Below are 20344 nucleotides of genomic sequence, written 5' to 3'. Positions count from 1 at the left end.
TGGGCCGTCCGCCCGTCCGGGCCAAACTACCGGAACGGACAGCGGTAGTTGACCGGGACCTTAGCGGCCCGCGGGCGCGGGCGAGTGTACGGGGCGTCGGCGGGCACGGCGTCGGCGCCCCACCCCGACGCCGCACGGACAGAAGAACAGGGGCCCCAGAGCCGGGCACCGGCACCGGGTTACGGCGGCGCGGTGCCCCGCACGGCGCATAGCCTGGCCCGATGGAAGGACAGCAGGCGCCCGGGGGCGCCGTGACCGGCAGGCGGCCGAGGCAGCGCCGGGTCAGCCGGGGCGACCTGCGGGAAGAGGCCCTGGTGGCCGCCGCGGAGGAGCTGCTGCGGGACCATCCGCCGGAACGGATCACCATGGAGACCATCGCCGCCGCGGCCGGGCTGTCCCGTTCCTCCGTCTACTTCTACTTCGACAACAAGAACACCGTCCTGGCCGCCGTGGTGCACCGCGGCATCAGCCGTCTCCTCGCGGGCCTCGAAGAGGCCCTCGCCGCGGAGGCGGAACCGCCGGTCGGCGCGGTGGTCGAACGGCTGCTCGCCGTCATCCTCGACAACTGGCGTTCCTACGACTTCGTCTTCGTCGCCGGCGCCGGCCTGCTGAGCCGGGAGCCCGCCGTGCGCGCCGTGTATGACTCGCTGTGCGGCCGCGCGGCGCGGCTGCTCGCCGAGGCCGTGGGCCGGGACCGGGCGCGCGGGGTCCCGGTGGAGGGAGCCGAGGACAGTGACGAGCTGCGTGCGCTCGCCCTGACCTGGATGACCGAACGCACCTTTCACCAGCTGTTCTCCCGCAAGCACACCGTGGCCGAGGAAGAGTCGACGGCCGACGCGCTCGCCTTCCTCATCCGCCGCGGCCTCGGCTACCCGTAGGGCCGGCGCGCCCGCCGTCGCGTCAGCCGGGCGTGACGAAGCCGTGTTCGTAGGCGGCGATCACCGCCTGCGTGCGGTCGCGCGCGCCGAGTTTGGCGAGTACGGCCGCCACGTGCGACTTCACCGTTTGCGCGCCCACCGAGAGCCGGGCCGCGATCTCCGCGTTGTTCAGTCCCTGTGCCATCAGCCGCAGCACCTGAGCCTCCCGCTCGGTGAGCCGCGCCCGCAGCGCCCCGGCCCGTTCCCCGCGGGCGTGCCGCGCCGCCAGTGCCCGCACCGCGGCGGGGAACAGCAGCGAGTCACTGTGCGCCACCAGCCGCACCGCCCGTACCAGGTCCTCGGCCGCCGAGCGCTTCAGCAGGAAGCCGCTGGCGCCCACCCGCAGCGCCTCGTAGACGTAGGAGTCGTTCTCGAAGGTGGTGACGACGATGACGCGCGGCGGCTCGTCCATCGTGGCCAGCAGCGCCTCCGTGGCCCTGATGCCGTTCGTGCCCGGCATCCGGACGTCCATCAGCACGACGTCCGGCCGCAGTTCGCCGGCCCGCGTCACGGCCTCGTCGCCGTTCGCCGCCTCGCCCACCACGTCGAGGCCGGGCTCGGCGCCGAGGATGGCGCGCAGGGCGGTGCGCACCAGGCGTTCGTCGTCGGCCACCAGCACGCGCACGGTCACCGGGCCGCCCCCAGCGGGAGCCGGACCTCAAGGCGCCAGGTCCCCTCCCGCGCGCCCCAGCGCGCGCTGCCGCCCAGCAGCGCGGCGCGCTCCTCGATGCCGCGCAGTCCGCGCCCGCCCCCGCGGGCCGCGTCGCCGCGCCGGGCCGTCAGCGAGTTCTCCATGGTCAGCGTCAACTCCTTCTCGTCGGCGGCCAGGTACAGCGCGACCCGGACCGTTCCCGCGTGCCGCAGGGCGTTGGCCAGCCCCTCCTGAACGATGCGGTACGCCTCGCGGGACACCAGCCGCGGCAATCCCCCGGGCGGTCCGCCGCGGGGGAGCACGACCGTGACGCCGGCGGCGCGGGTCCTGCTCAGCAGGCCGTCGAGGTCGGCGAGGGTCGGCGAGGGCGCCGTGCCCGCGGCCTCGTCCTCGCGCAGCAGGCCGAGCACCGTGTCCAGTTCGGCGACGGCGCCCCTGGCCGTGTCCTCGATCGCGGCCAGTGCCTCGCGGACGAACTCCGGGTCGGCGTCCAGCACCTTGCCCGCGGCGGCGGCCTGGAGCGTGACGGCGCTGAGCGCGTGCCCCACGGAGTCGTGCAGCTCGCGGGCCAGCCGGTTGCGGGCGGCGAGGTCGGCGGCCCTCGCCTCCGCCGCCGCGAGCCGGTCGGCCGGGGTCGGGCCGAGCAGGGCGGGGGCCAGCCGCACCAGCAGCGCGCCCGCGCCCGCCGCGGCCGCGGTCAGGGCGGCGAGCAGCGCGAGCCCGGTGGGCGGGCCCAGCCATGGAGCGTCGTGCGGCAGCGGCAGTTGCGCGCCGAACCTGCTGTCGCGCAGCGCGGCGGAGAACGGCGCGGCCAGCAGCACACAGGCCAGCGGCGGAACGGCGAGCGTGGCGCCGCTGACCAGGCCGCCGAGGCCGAGGTGCGCGGTGAACCACGCGGCGGCGCGCCGCCGCGCGGCCCAGCTTCCGGCCGGTGCGGCGGCCAGGGCCGCACCGGGCACCCCGGCCAGTGTGCGGGCCGCACCGGCTTCGAGCAGCCGCACCGGGGCGAGGAGGCCGGTGGCGGCGACCAGCGGCAGGGACAGAGCGAAGGCCAGGAACTGCCAGCCGGGACCGTTCGTCGCGTCCACCCGGAAGGCCACCCCCAGGGAGACGGCCATCAGCAGGAAGTACGGCATGAGCAGCGCGCCGCCGAGCAGCAGGTGCACCCACCGCCGCCCCGGGCCGCGCCACCGCGCGCCGCGGTTCACGGCGCCTGCCGCGGGGCGGCGGCGCGCGCCGCCCGTTCGGCGAAGAGGTGGGCGCCCACGGCGAGAACCAGCACGCCCGCGGTCACCTCCGCCGTGTGGACGAGGGTCATCAGGGGGGTCGCGCGCTCGGCGCCGGACACGGCACCCGAGTTGAACACCTCGGCCATCAGCAGCCACCCGCCCCAGTTGGCGGTCGCGGCGCCGCCGACCCAGGCCGCCGCGACCGCGGTGAACACCCGCGTGCCGCCGAGGCGCCGCGGGCGGAAGGCCAGCAGCAGCACCCCGGCCGCCGCGGCGAGGGCGAACAGGACGCTGGTGGCGCTGGTGAGGTGGAAGAGCGCGTCCCGCTCTCCGCGTTCGGACTTGGAAAGACCGGCCGTGCCGCCCGCGAGCCACAGCGCGTTCATCCCCGCGGGGAAGGCCAGTACCAGCACCGCCGCACCGGCCCCGGCGCGCTGCGCCGCGGCGGTGGCCGCGGGGGCGAGCGCGGCCAGCCGCCCGGACAGCAGATGCCCGAAGCGGTCGCGCACATAGAGCGTGAACAGGCCGCCGAGTGCCAGCGCCTGCACGCCGAAGCCGGTGTAGACGGCGGTGAAGACCCATGGGTCGAGGAAGATCTCGTCCTGGCCCGAGCCGGCCGGGGAGCCGGAGAACGCCTCGATCAGCGCCATCGAGGGGAAGCCGACGAGGATGGGGGCGAGCAGGCCGGTCGCGACCCACAGCGGGGTGATGAGCAGCCAGGCGGGCAGCCGCCTGCCCCAGGCCCGGGTGAGGGCCAGGACCAGCACGATGACGAGGGCGTCCATGACCGCCGTCATGGCGTTGGCGGCGAACAGGCCGTCCTCGCCCTCCGGCGTGCGCAGCTCGCTGCCTTCCGGAATGCCGACGTGGCTGCCCGCCAGCCAGGCGATCTTGAGGGTGAGGTAGGGAACGCAGGCGGCGATGGCGAGGCCGCCGAGGAAGGGCCGCGCGTCGCGCCGGCGGCGGGCCCGCGGGTCCGCCGTGGTGGCCGCGGGGGAGTGGGTCGTCGTGGTCATGCCCCCAACCTGTCGCGCCGCCGGCCCGGGCACGTCCTGCCACGTGCCGAACCGCCTCCCCCGCGCGGGGGAGGCGGGCCGGTCAGAGGTGGCGGGTGGCCAGGGTGAGCCGGTCACGGGCGTCGACCAGGGCGTCCCTGATCAGCTGTTCGTGCGCCGGGGTCAGCCGGGCGACCGGTACGGAGCAGCTGATGGCGTCCCTGGCGGGCGTGCGGTAGGGGATGGCGATGCCGAAGCAGCTCAGACCGAGCGTGTTCTCCTCGCGGTCGGTGGCGTAGCCGCGTTCCCTGATCTGGGCCAGCTCCGCTATCAGCCGCTCGCGGTCGGTGATGGTGTGCTCCGTGAGCCGGTCCAGGGCCTTGGGGAGCAGCGTGCGGACCTGCTCGTCGCTGTAGGTGGCGAGCAGCGCCTTGCCCAGCGAGGTGGAGTGCGCGGGCAGCCGGCGGCCGACCCGGGTGAACGGGCGCAGGTAGTGCTCGGACTGCCGGGTCGCGAGGTAGACGACGTTCGTGCCGTCGAGGCGCGCGAGGTGGATGGTCTCGGTGGTGTCGTCGGAGAGCCGGTCCAGTGTCGGCCGGGCCGCGGCCACGACCTCGTCGCCGTCGATGTAGGAGGTGCCGACCAGCAGCGCCCGGACGCCGATGCCGTACCTGGTGCCGGTGGCGTCCGTCTCGACCCAGCCGAGCTCGACCAGCGTGCGCAGCAGCATGTACAGGCTGGACTTGGGGTACCCGACGGCCGTCTGGACATCGGCGAGGGAATGCATGCCGGGGCGCCCGGCGAAGAACTCCAGCAGTTCCACCGTGCGCACTGCCGACTTGACCTGGGAACCGCCCGTCTCACCGGCTGACATCGCCTTGCCCCTTTGTTCGAACCGCTATAGAGTCCCCAACGAAATTCACATACAGGGACGATGTTCAACATCTCGAACGGCACTATAGCGAACGTCGCCTTGTGGGAGCAGACGCCTGGCAGGAGGATCGATCCCGGTGGCAGTACCAGTGTGGAGTGTGGACCCCCGAACCGGAAAGCAGCGGGAGCAGGTGGGGGCCGAGGCCACCGCCGCGGACGTGGACGCCGCGGTCCGCGCCGCCCACGCCGCCCTCCCGGCCCTCGCCGACCGGGATACCCGCATCGCGCTGCTGCGGGCCGCGGCCGACGAGCTGGAGGCGGACGGCACGCGCATCATCGCCTCCGCGGACGCGGAGACGGCCCTCGGCGAAACCCGCCTCACCGGCGAACTGGCCCGCACCACCGGCCAGTTGCGTGCCTTCGCCGATGAAGTGGCGGACGGCGCCTACCTCGGCGTCATCATCGACCACGCCGACACCTCCCTCACCCCGCCGCGCCCCGATCTGCGCCGTTACAAGATCCCGCTCGGCGTCGTCGCGGTGTACTCCGCCTCCAACTTCCCGCTCGCCTTCTCCGTGCCCGGCGGCGACACCGCGAGCGCCCTGGCCGCCGGCTGCCCGGTCGTCGTCAAGGCCCACCCGGACCACCCGGCCACCTCCGAACTGACCGGTGCCGCCCTGCGCAGGGCCGCCGCCGCGGTCGGGGTCCCGCAGGACACCGTCTCCGTCGTGCACGGCTTCGAGGCGGGCGTCGAGCTCGTCAAGCACCCGCTGGTGACGGCCGCCGGATTCACCGGCTCCGTCCGCGGCGGGCGCGCCCTGTTCGACGCCGCCGCCGCCCGGCCGGTGCCGATTCCGTTCCACGGCGAGCTGGGCAGCCTCAACCCGGTCGTGATCACCGAGGACGCCGCCCGCGAGCGGGCCGAGGAGATCGGCGGCGGCCTGGCCGGCTCCATGACGCTGGGCACCGGCCAGTTCTGCACCAAGCCCGGCTTCGTCCTGGCCCCGGCGGGCGAGGCGGGCGACGCCCTGCTGGCCGCGCTCACCGCCAAGGTCGCCGAGGCGGCGCCCGGCGTGCTGCTCGACGGCAGGATGCGCGACGCGTTCGCCGCCGGGGTGCGGGAGCGTGCGGCGCTCGACGGCGTCGGCGCCCCCGTGGCCGCGGGCGAGGCCGGGGAGAACGCGGTGACCGCCGGCATCCTCACCGTGGACGCGGCCCGGCTGGCCGCCGAGGGCCCGCACGATCTGCTCATCGAGGAGTGCTTCGGCCCGGTCACCGTCCTGGTTCGCTACGAGACGGCCGAGCAGGCCGCCGCCGTGCTCTCCCGGCTGCCGGGCAACCTCACCGCCACCCTGCACCTGAGCGCCGCGGAGGGCGAGGAGGAGGACGGGACCGGGGCCCGGCTGCTGGCCCGGCTCACCCCGCTGGCCGGGCGGATTCTCGTGAACGGCTGGCCCACGGGCGTCGCCGTCACCGCCGCCCAGCAGCACGGCGGCCCTTACCCGGCGACCACCTCGACGTCGACCTCCGTCGGCGCCACCGCGATCGAACGCTGGCTGCGCCCGGTCGCCTACCAGGACGCCCCGGCGGCCCTGCTGCCGGCCGAGCTGCGCGACGACAACCCGCTCGGCCTGCCGCGGCGGGTCGACGGGCGGCGCGAGGGCTGACGTTCCGTGGCCGCCGCCAAGTGAACAGTTACGGTGAATCGTCCGTATGTGCGGCGGTGGCCGCGTGTTCACCTTGGTGGCGGCTCGGCGCTACTGTCGGCTCCTAGCCTCACGGGAACATCACTTTCGTCACATCAGCTAGTGAGGACCCGCGATGGCAGCAAAGCGCCCGGTGTTTCCCGAGTACGACCCGGACGACGTGAGTTCGAACGCCTCGGGCAACCGGTCGTTCGGTGAGGTCGTCCAGCAGCGGATGTCCCGCCGCACCGCCCTCATGGGCGGCACCGCCGCGGCGGCGGGCTTCCTGGCCGCGACCGGTCTCGGCACCGGCACAGCCGTGGCCAGGACCCCGGCGGCCGGCGGCGACGGCGGTTGGGAGGGCGGCGTCAGGCCCCGCAGGCTCCTCGGCTTCGACCCGGTGCCCACCAGCACCGCGGACGAGTTCACCGTCCCCGACGGATACGAGACGCAGGTCCTCATCCCCTGGGGCACGCCGATCCGCCCCGGCGGCCCCGCCTGGCACAAGGACGCCTCGGACTCCGCGGCCGACCAGGCCGAGCAGATCGGGATGAATCATGACGGCATGCACTTCTTCCCCCTCGGCAACGGCCGCGAGGGCAGCCGCCGCGGTCTGCTCGTGCTCAACCACGAGTACGTCGACCAGGAACTGCTGTTCCCAGACGGTGCCGAGGAGATCACGGCGGAGAAGGTCGAGAAGGCGCTCGCCGCGCACGGCGTGAGCGTCGTCGAGATCGAGCAGCGCCGCGGCGGCACCTGGCACGTCGTGAACTCCCGCCGCGCCCGCCGCGTGACCGGCACCACCCCGGTCGCGTTCTCCGGACCGGTCCGCGCCGACCACCCGGCGCTCGCCTCGGCGAACGAGCCGATGGGCACGCTGAACAACTGCTCCAGTGGCGCCACCCCGTGGGGGACGTACCTCACCTGCGAGGAGAACTGGAACAACTACTTCGGCACCGAGGAGGCCGGCTGGGAGCCCACCCCGGCCCAGGAGCGCTACGGCGTCTCCGCCTCCGGCGGCGGCTTCCGCTGGCACGAGGCCGACTCGCGCTTCGACCTGGCCGCCAACCCGGGCGAGATCAACCGGTTCGGCTGGATCGTCGAGATCGACCCCAAGGACCCCGGCGCCAAGCCCGTCAAGCGCACCGCGCTCGGCCGCTTCAAGCACGAGGGCTGCACCGTCACCGAGTCGCGCGGCCGGGTCGTCGCCTACTCGGGGGACGACCAGGACGGCGACTACATCTACAAGTTCGTCGGGCAGGGCAGCTGGCGCGTGCAGCGGGCGCTCGGCCGCAGCCCGCTCGACCACGGCACGCTCTACGTGGCGCGCTTCGAGGACGACGGCTCCGGCAGCTGGCTGCCGCTTGAGCACGGCACCGGCGCGCTGACCGCGGAGAACGGTTTCGCGGACCAGGCGGACGTGCTGCTGCGCACCCGCGAGGCCGCCGACGCCCTCGGCGCCACCAAGATGGACCGGCCCGAGTGGATCGCCGTCAACCCGCGCAACGGTGACGTCTACTGCACGCTCACCAACGGCAGCGGCTGGGACAGCGCCGTCCACCCGCGCACCCCGAACCCGTACGGCCACATCGTCCGCTGGACCGAGGAGGGCGGCAACCACGCCGCCACCTCCTTCGCCTGGGACATCTTCGTACTGGCCGGCGACCCGGCCCACGACCCCCAGGTCGAGCTGGACGCGTCCAACATCTTCGGCTCGCCCGACGGCATCGCCTTCGACGGCGACGGGCGGCTGTGGATTCAGACGGACGTGTCCAACTCCTCGCAGAACCTGGCGGAGAAGGGCTACGAGAACATCGGCAACAACCAGATGCTGGCCGCCGACCCGCGCAGCGGTGAGATCCGCCGCTTCCTGACCGGGCCCCGCGGCTCCGAGATCAGCGGCGTGACCTTCACCCCCGACCAGCGGACGATGTTCGTCAATGTCCAGCACCCCGGCGAGTCCACCACCGTCTGGGGCACCCCGACGCCCGAGGACCCGCGGGTGGTCAGCAACTGGCCGGACTTCGACCCCGAGGGCCGCCCCCGCTCCGCCACCGTCGTCATCCGGCGCACCGACGGCGGCGTCATCGGCGCCTGAGACGACCGGTCTTCCCCGGCCGGGCGCGGTTACCCCCGCGCCCGGCCGGGCACGCGTTCAGCCGCGCCAGTCCAGGCACACCACCATCGCGTCGTCCTCGGGCGAGGGGCCGCCCCGGTAGCCCGCCAGCTCGCCGAGCACCGCGCGCGGTACCTGCGCGGGCGGCAGCAGGCCGCTGTTCGACAGGGCCCGCGCCAGCGCCTTCTCCCGGTACCGCTCGCCGGCCGGCGAGGCGGCGTCGTACACGCCGTCGCTGAGGAAGAACAGCCGGTCGCCCGGCTCGACCTGAAACTGCTCGGTCCTGTACTCGGTGTCCTCGAACATCCCCAGCGGCAGCTGGGCCTCGAACGCCGGCATCTCCACGGCGCCCCGCCGCCGCAGCCACACGCGCGGCGACCCGGCGTCGATGACCGTCACCAGGCCCGTGGCCAGCTCGAAGCGCAGCAGCAGCGCCGCCACGTGGGCTGCGCCCCGGTACTGGCCGTACAGGGCCTGGTCCGCGAGGTACGCCTGCTCCACCAGGCCGAGCCCGGCCCGCCGCGCGTTGCGCAGCGCGTTGACGGCGAGATTCGTCAGCAGGGCGGCCCCTATCCCCTCGCCCATGCCGTTGATCACCGACAGCGTCAGGTGCTCGGCGGAGGTCGCCCAGTCGAAGTTGTCCCCGCGGATCGAGTAGGCCGGCTCCAGATGCCCGCCGAGGTCGAACTCCGGGCGGGAGCAGGACCGGCCGGGCAGCAGTTGCCACTGCATCTCGGCCGCCAGTGTCAGCCGTTCCGTCCGGCCCGCGCGCAGGTAGAGGTCCGTGTCGCGGTCGGCGACCGCCAGCTCGTGCCCCAGCGCCTCGGCGATCTCGCCCAGCTCTGCGAGCACGTCCGCGGAGAACCGGTCCCGCGGCACCCGGACCGTCAGCACGCCCGTGGTGTTCCCGCGCACGCTCACCGGCAGATGCACGGTGAGCAGGCCCCCGTCCGCCCGGCCGGCCGGCTCGACGAACGGCCGCTGGGAGCCGAAGGCCCGTCCGGCGGGACCGGTACGCGCCGACACGGTGCCGCCCCCGTCCGGCCCGGACTCCACCGGGCGCAGCGCGCTCATCGCGTAGTCGACGAGCCGGAGTTCCGCTTCGCCGATGGCGTAGTGCCGCAGCAGTACCGCCCGAAGGGAACCGAGCAGCTCATAGGGGGCCGCCGTACGCAGGGCGCGGTACGCGGCCACGAGTCTGTCCACTGGGTGGAACACCTTCTTCAGAAGTGTCGTTGCTCACCGGCCGGGCGACCGGCGGGAGATGGGGGCGGTACCGGACATCCGGGATGACAAGCACGGGAGTGAGTGCCACAGTGAGATACGTGAATCCGCCTTCTCCGCATCGCTCCTCGGACGCCACCGCCTGCGCGGTCTCCGAAATGATCGAGCTGCTGGAGATCCTCTGGGAGCGCGGACGGGACGCCGCGTCGCCCGCGCCCGTCTCGTCCTCGCAGCTGCGGGTGCTCTACATACTGGAGCGGGACGAGGGGATCAATCTCCGCAATCTGGGCCGGCTGCTGGGTGCGGCGCCCTCCTCGGTCAGTCGGCTCTGCGACCGGCTCCAGGCCGTGGGTTTCGTCGAGCGGACCACGAGCCAGACCAGCCGGCGCGAGCTGGAGCTGTGGCTCACGCCCAGCGGCCGCCGCTTCCTCGCCGAGCTGCGGGCCCGCCGCGAAGTGGCGCTGCGCTCCGCGATCGCGGCGATGCCGCCCGCGGCCCGCACGGCCCTCACCGAGGGGCTGGCCGGCTTCAGGACGGCGGTGCGCGGCACCACGGAGCTTGGCGCCGACCGTCCGGACGACCGCCAGGCCCGCTCCGCGTAGGCAGGACGACGGGCTCATGCGGACTCCTCGCTGTTCGGACGGCGTACGAGGGGGCAGGTACCGGTCGGCGGACGGGACTTCCTGGCCCGGCCGGATGAACGCTAACATTTGCCGAAGTGCAACTATGAGGCTCACGGTAACGGTGTTGGCGTCCGAGGATGTTGATGCGGCCGGATGCGCCGACGGCGAGAGGGTTTGTTGTGAGTGCCATCGAGTCAGCCGTGCGCGATCGGCTGATCCACGCGCTGCGTGACCATACGACCGAGATCGCGGACAACTGGGTCCGGCTCCAGATAGACCAGGAGGTCATGGTCAGCGGCATCGGCGAGGAGGAGCTGCGCGGCGAGGCGGGCCAGTTGCTGTCCGCGCTGCTGGGCGGCCTGGAGAGCGCGATGCCCGTCGGCCGCCTCGTCACCGAGCACACCGAGTTGCGGGAGACCGTCACCGAGCTGTCCCTGCGCCGCGCCCGCGCGGGCGCCACCCCGACCGCGACCTCGCTCGCCGTGCTGTCGCTCAAGGAGGTCATGCTGGAGATCATCCAGCGCTCCACGCAGAACGCCAGGGAGCTGTTCGAGTCGGCCGTCGTGATCAACCGGCTGCTCGACGCCGCCGGTGTGCTGTCGTTCGACACCTACGTGGCCAGCAGGGAGGAGATCATCAGCCGGCAGAGCAGGCAGCTGATGGAGCTGTCCACCCCCGTGGTCAGACTCTGGCGGCACGTCCTCGCGGTGCCGCTGATCGGCACCCTGGACACCGACCGCACCCAGGTCGTCATGGAGAGCCTCCTCCAGGCCATCCAGGCCGACGAGGCGCAGGTCGCCATCATCGACATCACCGGCGTGGCCGCGGTGGACACCTCCGTGGCGCAGCACCTCATGCAGACCGTGGCCGCGGTCCGGCTCATGGGCGCCGACTGCGTGATCAGCGGCATCCGGCCGCCCATCGCCCAGACCATCGCGCAGCTCGGACTCGACCTGTCCGCCATCGCCACCAAGGCCACACTGGCCGACGCGCTCGCCGAGGCCGTCAAGATCACAGGGCAGTCCGGGGTTCCGCTGGGCGAGACGGCAGGCCGGTGACCGGAAGGCACTCGGCAGGCGTGCCGATCCTGCGTCTCGGTGACGTCCTCGTCACGGGCCTTCTCGACGAGTTGGACGACCAGTCCGCCATGGCCTTCGTCGACGAGCTGACCGAGCGCATCACCCGCGAGGCGGCCACCGGTGTCCTCATCGACATCTCCCGCCTGGAGATCATCGACTCCTTCGTCGCCCGTACCCTGAGCGAACTGACCACCACCGCACGGCTGCTGGGCGCGCGGGTGATCGTCGCGGGCATGCGTCCGCCCGTCGCCATCACGCTCGTCGAGCTCGGCCTGAAGCTGCACGGCGTCGAAACGGCGCTGAACGCGGAGGCCGGAATGGCCGCGCTCGGCTGGTACAGGACCAGGTCTTCCCGGGAAGGCTCCCGTGGTGACGACGCCTCGTGAGACTCCGGCCGGACGGGGGCGGGGCGGGGCCGCGGCGGCGGCCGAGCACCGCACCGAGTACCCCGTCCGCACCGAGGAGGATCTGCTGGAGGCCAGGCACGCGGTCCGGGCCGCGACGCTGGAGACCGGATTCGGCCTGGTCGACCAGACGCGGGTGGTCACCGCCGCCAGCGAGCTGGTCCGCAACGCCTACATCCACGGCGGCGGCGGCACGCTCGTCATCGAGCGGCTGCGGCGGCCCGGCGGCCGGGGCGTGCGGCTCACCGTCAGCGATGCCGGGCCCGGCATCGCCAACATCGACGCGGCGCTCGCCGACGGGTTCAGCACCGGCTCGGGGCTCGGGCACGGCCTGGGCGGCGCCCGGCGCCTGATGCACGAGTTCCGCATCGACTGCCCGCCGGGCGGCGGCACCACCGTGTGCGTCACCCGCTGGACCCCCGGGTAACCGCCGTGCCGGACACCACGCGACCGCCGGTCACCAGGCAGGTCCGCATCGACCACCGCGGCGCCGTGCAGCTGGCCGTGACCTCCGCCCGCCGGGTGGCCGAGGCGGCGGGGCTGCCCGGTGCCCTGCCGGAGAAGGCGGCCGTCGTCGCCGGCGAGCTGGCCACCAACCTGCACAAGCACGCCACCGGCGGCGTGCTCTACCTCCAGCCCCTGCCCCTCGGCCGCGGTGTGGAGATCGTGGCCGCCGATGGCGGTCCCGGCATCCGCAGCGTGGACGCCGCACTCACCGACGGGTTCACCACCAGCGGCACCCTGGGCGCCGGGCTCGGCGCGGTCCGCCGCATCGCCGGTGAACTGGCCATCCGCACCGACGGGTCCGGCACGCTGGTCAGCGCCAGGCTCGTCGTTCCAGGCGAAGGCGGCGAGAGCGGCGGCAAGGTCGGCACCGTCTGCCTCCCCGCCGACGGCCAGGGCTCCGTGGGCGAGGCCGCGGCCTGCGGCGACGCCGCCGCCGTCGTCGAGACCCCGGCCGGCCGCACCGCCCTCCTCGTCGACGCCCTCGGCCACGGCCCGGTCGCCGACGAGGCCGCCGAACGGGCCATGGCCGCCTTCCGGCAGGCCCCCGACGCCCCGCCGGCCGAGCTGATCACCGCCCTGCACCGCGCGCTCGGCCGCACCCGCGGCGCCGCCGTCGCGCTGCTGCGCCTGGCGGGCGACCACATGGAGTTCTGCGCCACCGGGAACGTCCGGCTGGTGCTGACCGGTCCCGACCGGGCCCGCGGCGGCCCGCAGGGGCCGCCCGGGATCGTCGGCTACAACCTGCCGCGGCCCGTGGTGCACCGCCTTCCGGTGACGGCGGCCACGACCTGGCTGCTGCACACGGACGGCATCGACGCCTCCTGGAGCCGCGGCTCCGCCCCGTTCCTGTTCCGACTGCCCCCGTCCCTCCTGGCCCCCGCCCTCGCCCACCGCCACCGGCACCTCAGGGACGATGCGGCGGTCATAGCCCTTGCCCCCTGATGCCATGACAACGAAAGAAAGCCGCCGCTTCACCACCGCGGCAGACCTGCTCAGCGCCGTACGCCTGCTGGCCCGCGCCCACCGCCTGCCCGTCGACCTGCGGGCCCGTCTCGTGGTCTCCGTGACGGCCGTGGCCGAGGCCGAGTTCGCCGCCGGCCGGCCCATCGGCCTGGACACCACCGTGCGCCGCGAGCCGCGCGGGCGCCCCGGCGTGCTCACCGTCGCCTGCCACGCGCTGCCGGGCGGTATCCTGCCGCCCTTCGCCGAACTGCCGCTGCCCGCCGAGGTGTCCGACGACGGCTCCGCCGTCTGGCGGCTGCCGCTGCCGGACGGGGACGGCTCCGCCGCGGACGCGTCCGCGGGCTGCGACGCCGCGGCGGAGGGCTCGGCCAGGGAGGAGGAGCTGCGGTACGCCATGGCCAGGGCCGAGGCGCTCGCCGTGGACCACCGCCGCCTGAAGGACGAACTGGCCGAGACCAACAGCGGCGTCCTGGCCCTCTACGTGCAGCTGGAGGAGCGCGACGAGCGGCTGCGCCGCGCGCACGGCAAGACGCTCAGGGAGCTGGAGGACGCGCTGCGCCCGCCGCCCATCGACGTCGACGGCCTCGAACTGGCCGTCCACTACGCCCCGGCCGGCACCGACGCCCCGACCGGCGGCGACCTCTACGACTGGTTCCGGCTGCCGGACGGCTCCGTGCACATCACGGTCGTGGACGCGCTCGGCCACGGCGTCACCAGCACCCGCAGCGCGCTCAACGTCACACACGCCGTGCGCACCCTCGCGCTGGAGGGGCACCGGCTCGACTCGATCATCGCCCGCACCGACGAGATCCTGCTGCCGTTCGACCGCGAGCTGATGGCCACCGTCCAGCTGGCCCGGCTGAGCCCGGCCACCGGCGAACTGCTCCTGGCCAACGGCAGCCACCCGCCGGCCCTGCTGATCGGCGCCGACGGCGGCCACCGCTACCTGGAGGTGAAGGGCCGCGGCATCGGCTTCCCCATGGCCGGCAGCGACGCGGTGCTGCGCACCGCACTCGCCCCCGGCGATCTGCTGGTGCTCTACACCGACGGCCTCACCGAAAGCCGCAAAGACCCGCTGGAGGGCGAGGCGCGGCTGATCCGCGCCGCGACCCGGCACGCCCGTATGCCGATCGGGGACGTGCCGTCCGCCATCGCGGGCGACATGCACACCGTGATCCTGCACCCGGACGACACCCTGGCCCTCGCGGTCCGCGCGCTGCCGCAGCCGGCCCCGGCGGCCCCGCCGGCCCGGGCCCGTCCGGTGCCGCCCGGGCGCCGCGCGCCCGGGCGGCAGGGCGTCGGCGGGTGACGCCGGGCCGGTGCGGTCCTCAACGGGCGGCCGGGATCGCGTGGTTGACGTGCAACAGGCCGTGCGGGTCGTACGCGGCCCTGAGTTCGGTGAGCCGTTCGTAGGCGGCGGGGTCGAACGCGGAGCGGATCTCCTCCTCGCCCAGCGGGCCGAAGGCGAAGTTGAGGGAGATCCCGAGGACGTCCCCGGCGAACGGCGCGAGGGCCTCGCGGTGCGTCGCGCGCACCACCTCTCCCTCGCCGGGGCCCACCGGGGACAGGACCGTCACCAGGTACGCGGCCTCCCGGTGACCGACCGCGCCGGCGACCCGCGGGGCGCGGGCGAGGGCGCCGCCCAGGTGCCGCAGCCCCACCACGGTCATCACCGGCGCCGGTGGTCCGGCCGCCGCCTTCGTCAGATGGGCCAGGGCGTCCGGGGCGAGGTCGCGCACCAGGACGTTCCGTGAACGGTAGGCGTGCGGCTGGTCGGGCTCGTCGAACACCGTGCCCGAGTCGGCGTAGGGGAGTTCGCGCAGCGTGTCGAGCAGGACGGGACCGATCGAGCGCAGCGGCTCGACCAGGCGGCGCCCCTCCTCCCGCGTGGCGAGGCAGGCGATCTGGATACGGGCCACCTGGCGCCCGCGCAGTGCCGCGGGCAGCCCCGGGACGTCCGGGTACGGCAGGGTCGTCACCGCCGAGGTCATCTCCTCGGGCACGGTGGCGGTCCAGCGGCGCCAGGCGTCCAGCACGTCGGGGGCCTCCCCGACGTCGAAGCACAGGCTGCCGCCGTAGAACCGCGCGGCCGGGACCAGGCCGATCTCCATGCCGGTGACCACGCCGAAGTTGCCGCCACCGCCGCGCAGCGCCCAGAACAGGTCGGGGTCGGAGTCCGCCGTGACCCGGCGGAGCCGCGCGTCGGCGGTGACCACGTCGAGGCGGTGCACGTGGTCGGCGGCGAAGCCGTACCGCCGGGCCAGCAGCCCCAGGCCGCCGCCCAGCGTGTAGGGGACGGCGCCCACCTCGGGGAAGCTGCCCGACAGGGGCGCCAGGCCGTGCGGCGCCGCCGCCTCGATCACCTGCCCCCAGGTCGCGCCCGCCTCGACCCATGCGGTGCGGGCGAGCGGGTCCACCCGTACGCCGGACATACGGCGCGTGCTGATCAGCACGCCCCCGGCGGGTGCCGTGCGGCCGTGCCCGCGGGACTGCACCGCCAGCGGCATCCGGTGCCCGGCGGCGAACGCGACGGCGGCCCGCACGTCCTCGGCGCCGTCCGCGGCCACGATCGCCGAGGGGTGGTGCGGGTCGAGGAGCTGGAATCCGGTCCGCTCCGCGTCGTAGCGGTCGGCGCCCGGCCGGTACACCGGTCCGCGCACGCGGGCGTCGAGCTGATGCGTGATGTCGTTCATGCGGCTCACGCTAGGAGCCCTTGTGGACAGAACCTGTCCGCAAGGGATGGCAATCTGGCACGTGTGAGCGAGGAATCGGAATCAGCACGTCACGCCATGCCGGGGCGGCTGCTGCGCCTGCTGTCCCTGCTCCAGAGCCGACGCGCATGGGCGGGCGCCGAGCTGGCCGAGCGCCTCGGCGTCAGCGACCGCACGGTGCGCCGGGACATCGACCGGCTGCGCGCGCTCGACTACGCGGTGGAGAGCACCACCGGCACCGCCGGCGGCTACCGGCTGGCGTCCGGCCGGAGCCTGCCGCCGCTGCCGCTGGACGACGAGGAGGCGCTGGCGGTCGCGCTCGGGCTGATCACGGTGGCGGGCGGCGGCGTCGCCGGGGCGGAGGAAAGCTCGGTGCGTGCGCTGGCCAAACTGGAACGCGTCCTGCCGGCCCGCCTGCGGCCCCGGCTGGCGGCCCTCGGCGGGGTGGCCGTCGCCGTCCCCGCGCGCGGCGCCCCGCGCGTCGACCCCATGGTGCTCGGCGTGCTCGCCGCGTGCTGCCGCGACCGCGAGGTGCTGGCGTTCGACTACCGCGGCCGTGCCGGTGCGGGCAGCGCGCGGCGCGTCGAGCCGCACCACCTGGTCACCGTTCAGGGGCGGTGGTACCTGATCGCCTACGACCCCGGCAGGGAAGGGTGGCGCAGCTTCCGTGCCGACCGGATCGCGGACCCGCTGCCCGCACACCGCCGGTTCGAGCCGCGCGAGCTGCCCGCGTCCGGCCCGGCCGACTACCTCACCCGGTCGTTCGCCGCCGCCGCGTACCGTCACACCGCCCGGCTCCTGGTCGCGCTGGGGGCCGACGCGGTGCGGTCCCGGCTGTTCGTGCACGTGCCGGGCGAGATTGAGCCGCTCGGGCCTGACGCGTGCGCCGTCCGGCTCAGCGCGGAGTCCGCCGAGCTGGTCACGCAGTACATCGCCGTGCTCGCGGCCCTCGGCGCCGCCGTGGAGCTGCTGGACGCCTCCGGGGAGGTCAGGTCCGGACTCCGCGAGCTCAAGGGCCGACTGCCCGGCTGACCGCGGCTCCCCGCGTCGGTGCCGCCCGGGCGCCGCGCGCCCGGGCGGCGGGACCTCAGCGGGTGACGCGCTCGAACGGGGTCGGGGTGGCGCCGGTCCAGCGGTACAGGTGCGCCTCGCCCTCCTGACCGCCGGGCACCGGGCCGCCCTCGGCCGCGTAGTAGTAGCCGTCGCCGAGCGCGGCCAGCCCGTAGTTGCCGTGGAAGTCCCAGCCGCGGATGCCGGTGGCCGGGTCGCGGAGGCCGCCGTCCACCAGGCTGAGCAGCCGGCCGTACTCCCGCTCGGGCTGCCCGGCGATCTCGCCGAACCGCGGGCGCGCCGAGCCGTCGACGATGAAGAACGAGTAGTTGGGGAACTGCGGCTTCACGCCGTCGTAGACGGCCATCAGCCAGTTCCCCGTGTGCTCGTCGTACTCCAGATTCTGCACGCCGTACGTCGTGTTGCCGGTGTACGCGAAGAACTTCCCGGCCGGGCGGCGCGGCCCGCTGCGGTGCGGGTCGCTCTGCGAGAGCGGGCGCTCGTACCTGTGCCAGGTGCGCACGTCGTACTCCAGGATGACCTGGTGGTCGTTGTCGGTCCTTTCGGTGTTCGAGTACACCCCGTAGGCCACCATCAGCCGCTGCGGTCCGTGCTGCCGTCCGAAGGACGGGCCGAAGGAGACGCCGTCGATGCCGCTGCACCCGTACCGGTGGTCGGCGGTGTCGGCGGTGTCGCCGTCGAAGACGCCGTCGCCGTCCATGTCGGCGGTGAAGTCCTCGACCACCTCGTCGAGGTGAACGGCCGTCATCACGCCGTCGGTCTCCGCGTTCATGCCGACCCGGTCGACGGCGTCGACGTCGAAGACGGCTATGTAGAACGCTTCCTCCGCCTTGTACTCGAGCGATCCGTAGACCCGGCCGTCCGCCGCGTTCAGGTCGATGTCGCCGAGGTGCCCGGTGAGCCCCTCGACGGTGCCGACGACGTTGCCCTCCAGATCGGTCTTCACCAGCATCTGGGTGAACGACCAATAGACGAAACCGCGTTCGCGGTCGACGGTGACGCCCTGCACGTGGCTGGTCGGCCACGTCCCGCCGTGGATGGTGGTGGGCAGCCCGCCCGGACCGTCCTGCTGCGGGGCGGCGAGCGCCGGCGTCGCGAGGGCGACGGCGGCGACGGCCGCGGCTGCGGCGAAAGTCATCCTGGCCTTGCGCACGGTGTTCTCCCTGGTTCGGTGAACGGACAAGCATCGGGACCCTAGAAAGTGCGAATGAAGCTGCCCGCCCGCTGCGGACGTCGCGCGGACGACGTTCACATGAACAGCGGCTAGGGTGCGAACATGGTCGGGATTCCCGGAAACTTCATCCGCCTCACCGCGGATCGCGAGGGCGAGCGGGGCGAGGTCTGGCTCGCGGGGCTGCCCGCGCTGGCCGACGACCTGCTCGCGCGCTGGGGCTGCGTGGCCGAAGGGCGGGTCACCCACGGGAAGGTCGGCCTCGTCGTGCCCGTGCGGCGGGCCGACGGGACCCCGGCCGTGCTGAAGATCTCCTTCACCCACCCGGGCAACGTGCACGAGCCCGACGCGTTCGCGGTGTGGCAGGGGCGCGGCGCGGTGGAGCTGTACGCGCGCGACGACGCCTCGTTCGCCATGCTGCTGGAGCGCGCCGGGCCCGGCACGCTGGCCGACGTGACCGACGCGGAGGAGGCGGTCGCCATCGGCGGGCGGGTGCTGCGCCGCCTGGCGGTGCCCGCACCGCCCGGGCTGCCGCGGCTCGCGGAGCGGGCGGGGGAGTGGGCGGAGGAGCTGCGCAAGAACGACGAGACGCTGGGCCGCCCGCTGCCGCGCCGCGTGACGGACGCGGCGCTGGCCACCGTGGCCGAGCTGTGCGGCGACCAGCCCGACACCCTCGTGCACGGCGATCTGCACCACGGCAACGTGCTGCGTGCGGAGCGCGAACCGTGGCTCGCCATCGACCCCAAGGGCTACGCGGGCGACCCGGCGTATGAGGCGTTCACCCTGGTGCGCCGCAGTCTGCTCGACGTCATCGGCGCCGACGACCTGAGGACCCCGGTGCTGCGCCGCATCGACATCTTCGCCGACGCCGCGGGCGTCGACCGCGAACGGGCCAGGCGCTGGGCCCAGTTGCGCACCGTGCGGTCGGCCCACTGGGGCCGGCTGCACGGTGAACAGGCGTGGCTCGTGGAACTCACGGAGCGGCTGGCGGAGCTGCTCACCTGATCCGGGCGGCGTCGGCCGGGAGCGCACCTGGGGAGGCGCAGGTCCCGGCCGGCTCCGCCTGCGGCCCGGTGGCCGCGAACCCGGTGCGTTCAGGCCGATTCGCGTCTGATCAGCTCGGTGGGGAGGATGACGGCCGAGCTGTCCTCGCCGCCGATCTGCGACAGCAGGACGCGCACCATCTCGGCGCTGATGCGGTCCCAGGGCTGCCGGATCGTGGTCAGCGCGGGGCGGGACCCGACCGCCGCGGTGGAGTCGTCGAAGCCCCCGACGGCCACGTCGGCGGGCACGCGGCGCCCGGCGCGTTCGAGCACGGCCAGGGCGCCCTGCGCCATCAGGTCGGAGGCGACGAACAGCGCGTCCAGGTCAGGGCGGCGCGTCAGCAGGGCCGACGCGGCCGCGGCGCCGCCGTCGCGGCTGTAGTCCCCGGCCTCGACGAGGCTGTCGTCGGCCGGCAGCCCGGCGTCCGCGAGCACCTCGCGGTAGCCCGCGAGCCGCTCCACGCCGCCCGGGGTGTCCAGCGGCCCGGTGACCGTGCCGATGCGGCGGCGGCCGGCGGTCAGCAGGTGGCGCACCATCTGCCTGGCACCGTCGCGGTCGTCGGCCGCGACGTGCGCGAGCCGCGTGCTGTGCCCCATCGGCTGGCCGCACATGACCACGGGTATCCCGGCGTGCACCAGCGCCTCGGCCACCGGGTCGCCGGTGTGGCTGGAGACGAGCAGCACGCCGTCCACGTGGCCGGCGGAGATGTACCGCGTGATGCGGCGCTGCTCCTCGCGGGTGCCGGCGATCATCAGCAGCAGGGGGATGTCGTGGGTGGCGAGGGCCTGGGTGCAGCCGCGCAGCAGCACGTTGAAGTTGGGGTCCTCGAAGAACTTCTCCTGTGGCTCGGTCAGCAGGAACGCCGCGGACCCGGACCGTCCGGTGATCAGGCTGCGCGCGTGCCGGTTGACCACGTAGCCGGTCCTGCGGATGGCGGCGTTCACGGCCTCGGCGGCGGCGGGGCTGACGTAGTGGCCTCCGTTGAGGACACGGGAGACGGTGCCGCGGGAGACACCCGCCTCCCGCGCCACGTCGTGGATCGTCGGCCGCCGGCGCCGCGTCGCGTTGTTCGGGCTCACG

General features: G+C 74.3%; 19 protein-coding genes. 11 read left to right on the top strand and 8 right to left on the bottom strand.

Annotation, left to right across the window (positions count from 1 at the left end; translation table 11 throughout):
* The first annotated feature begins 221 nt into the window (after positions 1-221).
* On the top strand, positions 222-878 hold the full coding sequence (locus tag RM779_RS19980; RefSeq protein WP_311619104.1) for a TetR/AcrR family transcriptional regulator: 657 nt from the start codon (positions 222-224) through the stop codon (positions 876-878).
* A 22-nt stretch (positions 879-900) separates the two neighbouring features.
* Here the strand turns inward: RM779_RS19980 and RM779_RS19975 are convergent, their stop codons facing one another.
* The 4 genes from RM779_RS19975 to RM779_RS19960 form a co-directional block, all read right to left on the bottom strand.
* The gene (locus tag RM779_RS19975) at positions 901-1542 is read right to left on the bottom strand and encodes a response regulator transcription factor (RefSeq protein ID WP_311619261.1); all 642 of its coding nucleotides are present in this window, start codon (positions 1540-1542) and stop codon (positions 901-903) included.
* 2 nt (positions 1543-1544) lie between these two features.
* Positions 1545-2705: a sensor histidine kinase gene (locus tag RM779_RS19970; RefSeq protein ID WP_311619260.1), complete on the bottom strand. Its 1161-nt coding sequence runs from the start codon at positions 2703-2705 to the stop codon at positions 1545-1547.
* Between the two features lie 68 nt (positions 2706-2773).
* Complete coding sequence (locus RM779_RS19965; RefSeq protein ID WP_311619103.1) at positions 2774-3814, bottom strand: hypothetical protein; 1041 nt, start codon at positions 3812-3814, stop codon at positions 2774-2776.
* A gap of 82 nt (positions 3815-3896) precedes the next feature.
* Complete coding sequence (locus tag RM779_RS19960; RefSeq protein WP_311619102.1) at positions 3897-4667, bottom strand: IclR family transcriptional regulator; 771 nt, start codon at positions 4665-4667, stop codon at positions 3897-3899.
* Positions 4668-4815: 148 nt separating this feature from the next.
* Between RM779_RS19960 and RM779_RS19955 the strand changes: the two genes are divergently transcribed.
* Positions 4816-6333, top strand: a complete 1518-nt coding sequence (locus tag RM779_RS19955) for an aldehyde dehydrogenase (NADP(+)) (protein ID WP_311619259.1) — start codon at positions 4816-4818, stop codon at positions 6331-6333.
* 154 nt (positions 6334-6487) lie between these two features.
* Entirely contained in the window at positions 6488-8449 is a 1962-nt protein-coding gene (locus tag RM779_RS19950) for a PhoX family protein (protein WP_311619101.1), read from the top strand.
* Positions 8450-8506: 57 nt separating this feature from the next.
* Here RM779_RS19950 and RM779_RS19945 read toward each other — a convergent pair whose 3' ends face one another.
* A complete protein-coding gene (locus RM779_RS19945; RefSeq protein WP_311619100.1) occupies positions 8507-9673 on the bottom strand; it encodes a PP2C family protein-serine/threonine phosphatase in 1167 nt (388 codons plus the stop codon).
* A 119-nt stretch (positions 9674-9792) separates the two neighbouring features.
* Between RM779_RS19945 and RM779_RS19940 the strand changes: the two genes are divergently transcribed.
* The 6 genes from RM779_RS19940 to RM779_RS19915 all read left to right on the top strand — a co-directional run bounded on the left by RM779_RS19940 (position 9793) and on the right by RM779_RS19915 (position 14576).
* Positions 9793-10293 carry a MarR family winged helix-turn-helix transcriptional regulator gene (locus tag RM779_RS19940; RefSeq protein WP_394813341.1) on the top strand — a complete coding sequence of 167 codons (501 nt, stop codon included), beginning with the start codon at positions 9793-9795 and terminating at the stop codon, positions 10291-10293.
* Between the two features lie 200 nt (positions 10294-10493).
* The gene (locus RM779_RS19935; RefSeq protein ID WP_311619099.1) at positions 10494-11372 is read left to right on the top strand and encodes an STAS domain-containing protein; all 879 of its coding nucleotides are present in this window, start codon (positions 10494-10496) and stop codon (positions 11370-11372) included.
* A 20-nt stretch (positions 11373-11392) separates the two neighbouring features.
* Positions 11393-11779 (top strand): STAS domain-containing protein, encoded by a 387-nt coding sequence (locus RM779_RS19930; RefSeq protein ID WP_311619098.1) that lies wholly within the window; start codon positions 11393-11395, stop codon positions 11777-11779.
* Positions 11763-12224, top strand: coding sequence for an ATP-binding protein (locus tag RM779_RS19925; protein WP_394813340.1), 462 nt, complete (start codon positions 11763-11765; stop codon positions 12222-12224). Before RM779_RS19930 ends, RM779_RS19925 begins: the two co-directional genes overlap by 17 nt.
* A gap of 5 nt (positions 12225-12229) precedes the next feature.
* Positions 12230-13246, top strand: coding sequence for an ATP-binding protein (locus RM779_RS19920; protein ID WP_311619097.1), 1017 nt, complete (start codon positions 12230-12232; stop codon positions 13244-13246).
* 4 nt (positions 13247-13250) lie between these two features.
* Positions 13251-14576, top strand: coding sequence for a PP2C family protein-serine/threonine phosphatase (locus tag RM779_RS19915; RefSeq protein ID WP_311619096.1), 1326 nt, complete (start codon positions 13251-13253; stop codon positions 14574-14576).
* A 19-nt stretch (positions 14577-14595) separates the two neighbouring features.
* Here RM779_RS19915 and RM779_RS19910 read toward each other — a convergent pair whose 3' ends face one another.
* On the bottom strand, positions 14596-15960 hold the full coding sequence (locus RM779_RS19910) for an FAD-binding oxidoreductase (protein ID WP_311619095.1): 1365 nt from the start codon (positions 15958-15960) through the stop codon (positions 14596-14598).
* A 63-nt stretch (positions 15961-16023) separates the two neighbouring features.
* Between RM779_RS19910 and RM779_RS19905 the strand changes: the two genes are divergently transcribed.
* Complete coding sequence (locus tag RM779_RS19905) at positions 16024-17010, top strand: helix-turn-helix transcriptional regulator (RefSeq protein ID WP_394813339.1); 987 nt, start codon at positions 16024-16026, stop codon at positions 17008-17010.
* A gap of 55 nt (positions 17011-17065) precedes the next feature.
* On the opposite strand, the gene RM779_RS19900 is transcribed toward RM779_RS19905, so the two are convergent.
* The gene (locus RM779_RS19900; RefSeq protein ID WP_311619255.1) at positions 17066-18187 is read right to left on the bottom strand and encodes a hypothetical protein; all 1122 of its coding nucleotides are present in this window, start codon (positions 18185-18187) and stop codon (positions 17066-17068) included.
* A 138-nt stretch (positions 18188-18325) separates the two neighbouring features.
* On the opposite strand from RM779_RS19900, the gene RM779_RS19895 reads away from it, so the two are divergent.
* On the top strand, positions 18326-19225 hold the full coding sequence (locus RM779_RS19895) for an aminoglycoside phosphotransferase family protein (protein WP_311619094.1): 900 nt from the start codon (positions 18326-18328) through the stop codon (positions 19223-19225).
* Between the two features lie 89 nt (positions 19226-19314).
* On the opposite strand, the gene RM779_RS19890 is transcribed toward RM779_RS19895, so the two are convergent.
* Positions 19315-20343 (bottom strand): LacI family DNA-binding transcriptional regulator, encoded by a 1029-nt coding sequence (locus tag RM779_RS19890; RefSeq protein WP_311619093.1) that lies wholly within the window; start codon positions 20341-20343, stop codon positions 19315-19317.
* Position 20344: the final 1 nt, after the last annotated feature.

This window comes from Streptomyces johnsoniae (assembly GCF_031845565.1).
GTDB lineage: Bacteria > Actinomycetota > Actinomycetes > Streptomycetales > Streptomycetaceae > Streptomyces > Streptomyces johnsoniae.
The sequence above is the reverse complement of the archived record's forward strand: the minus strand, read 5'-3'. Positions and strand labels throughout refer to the sequence as shown.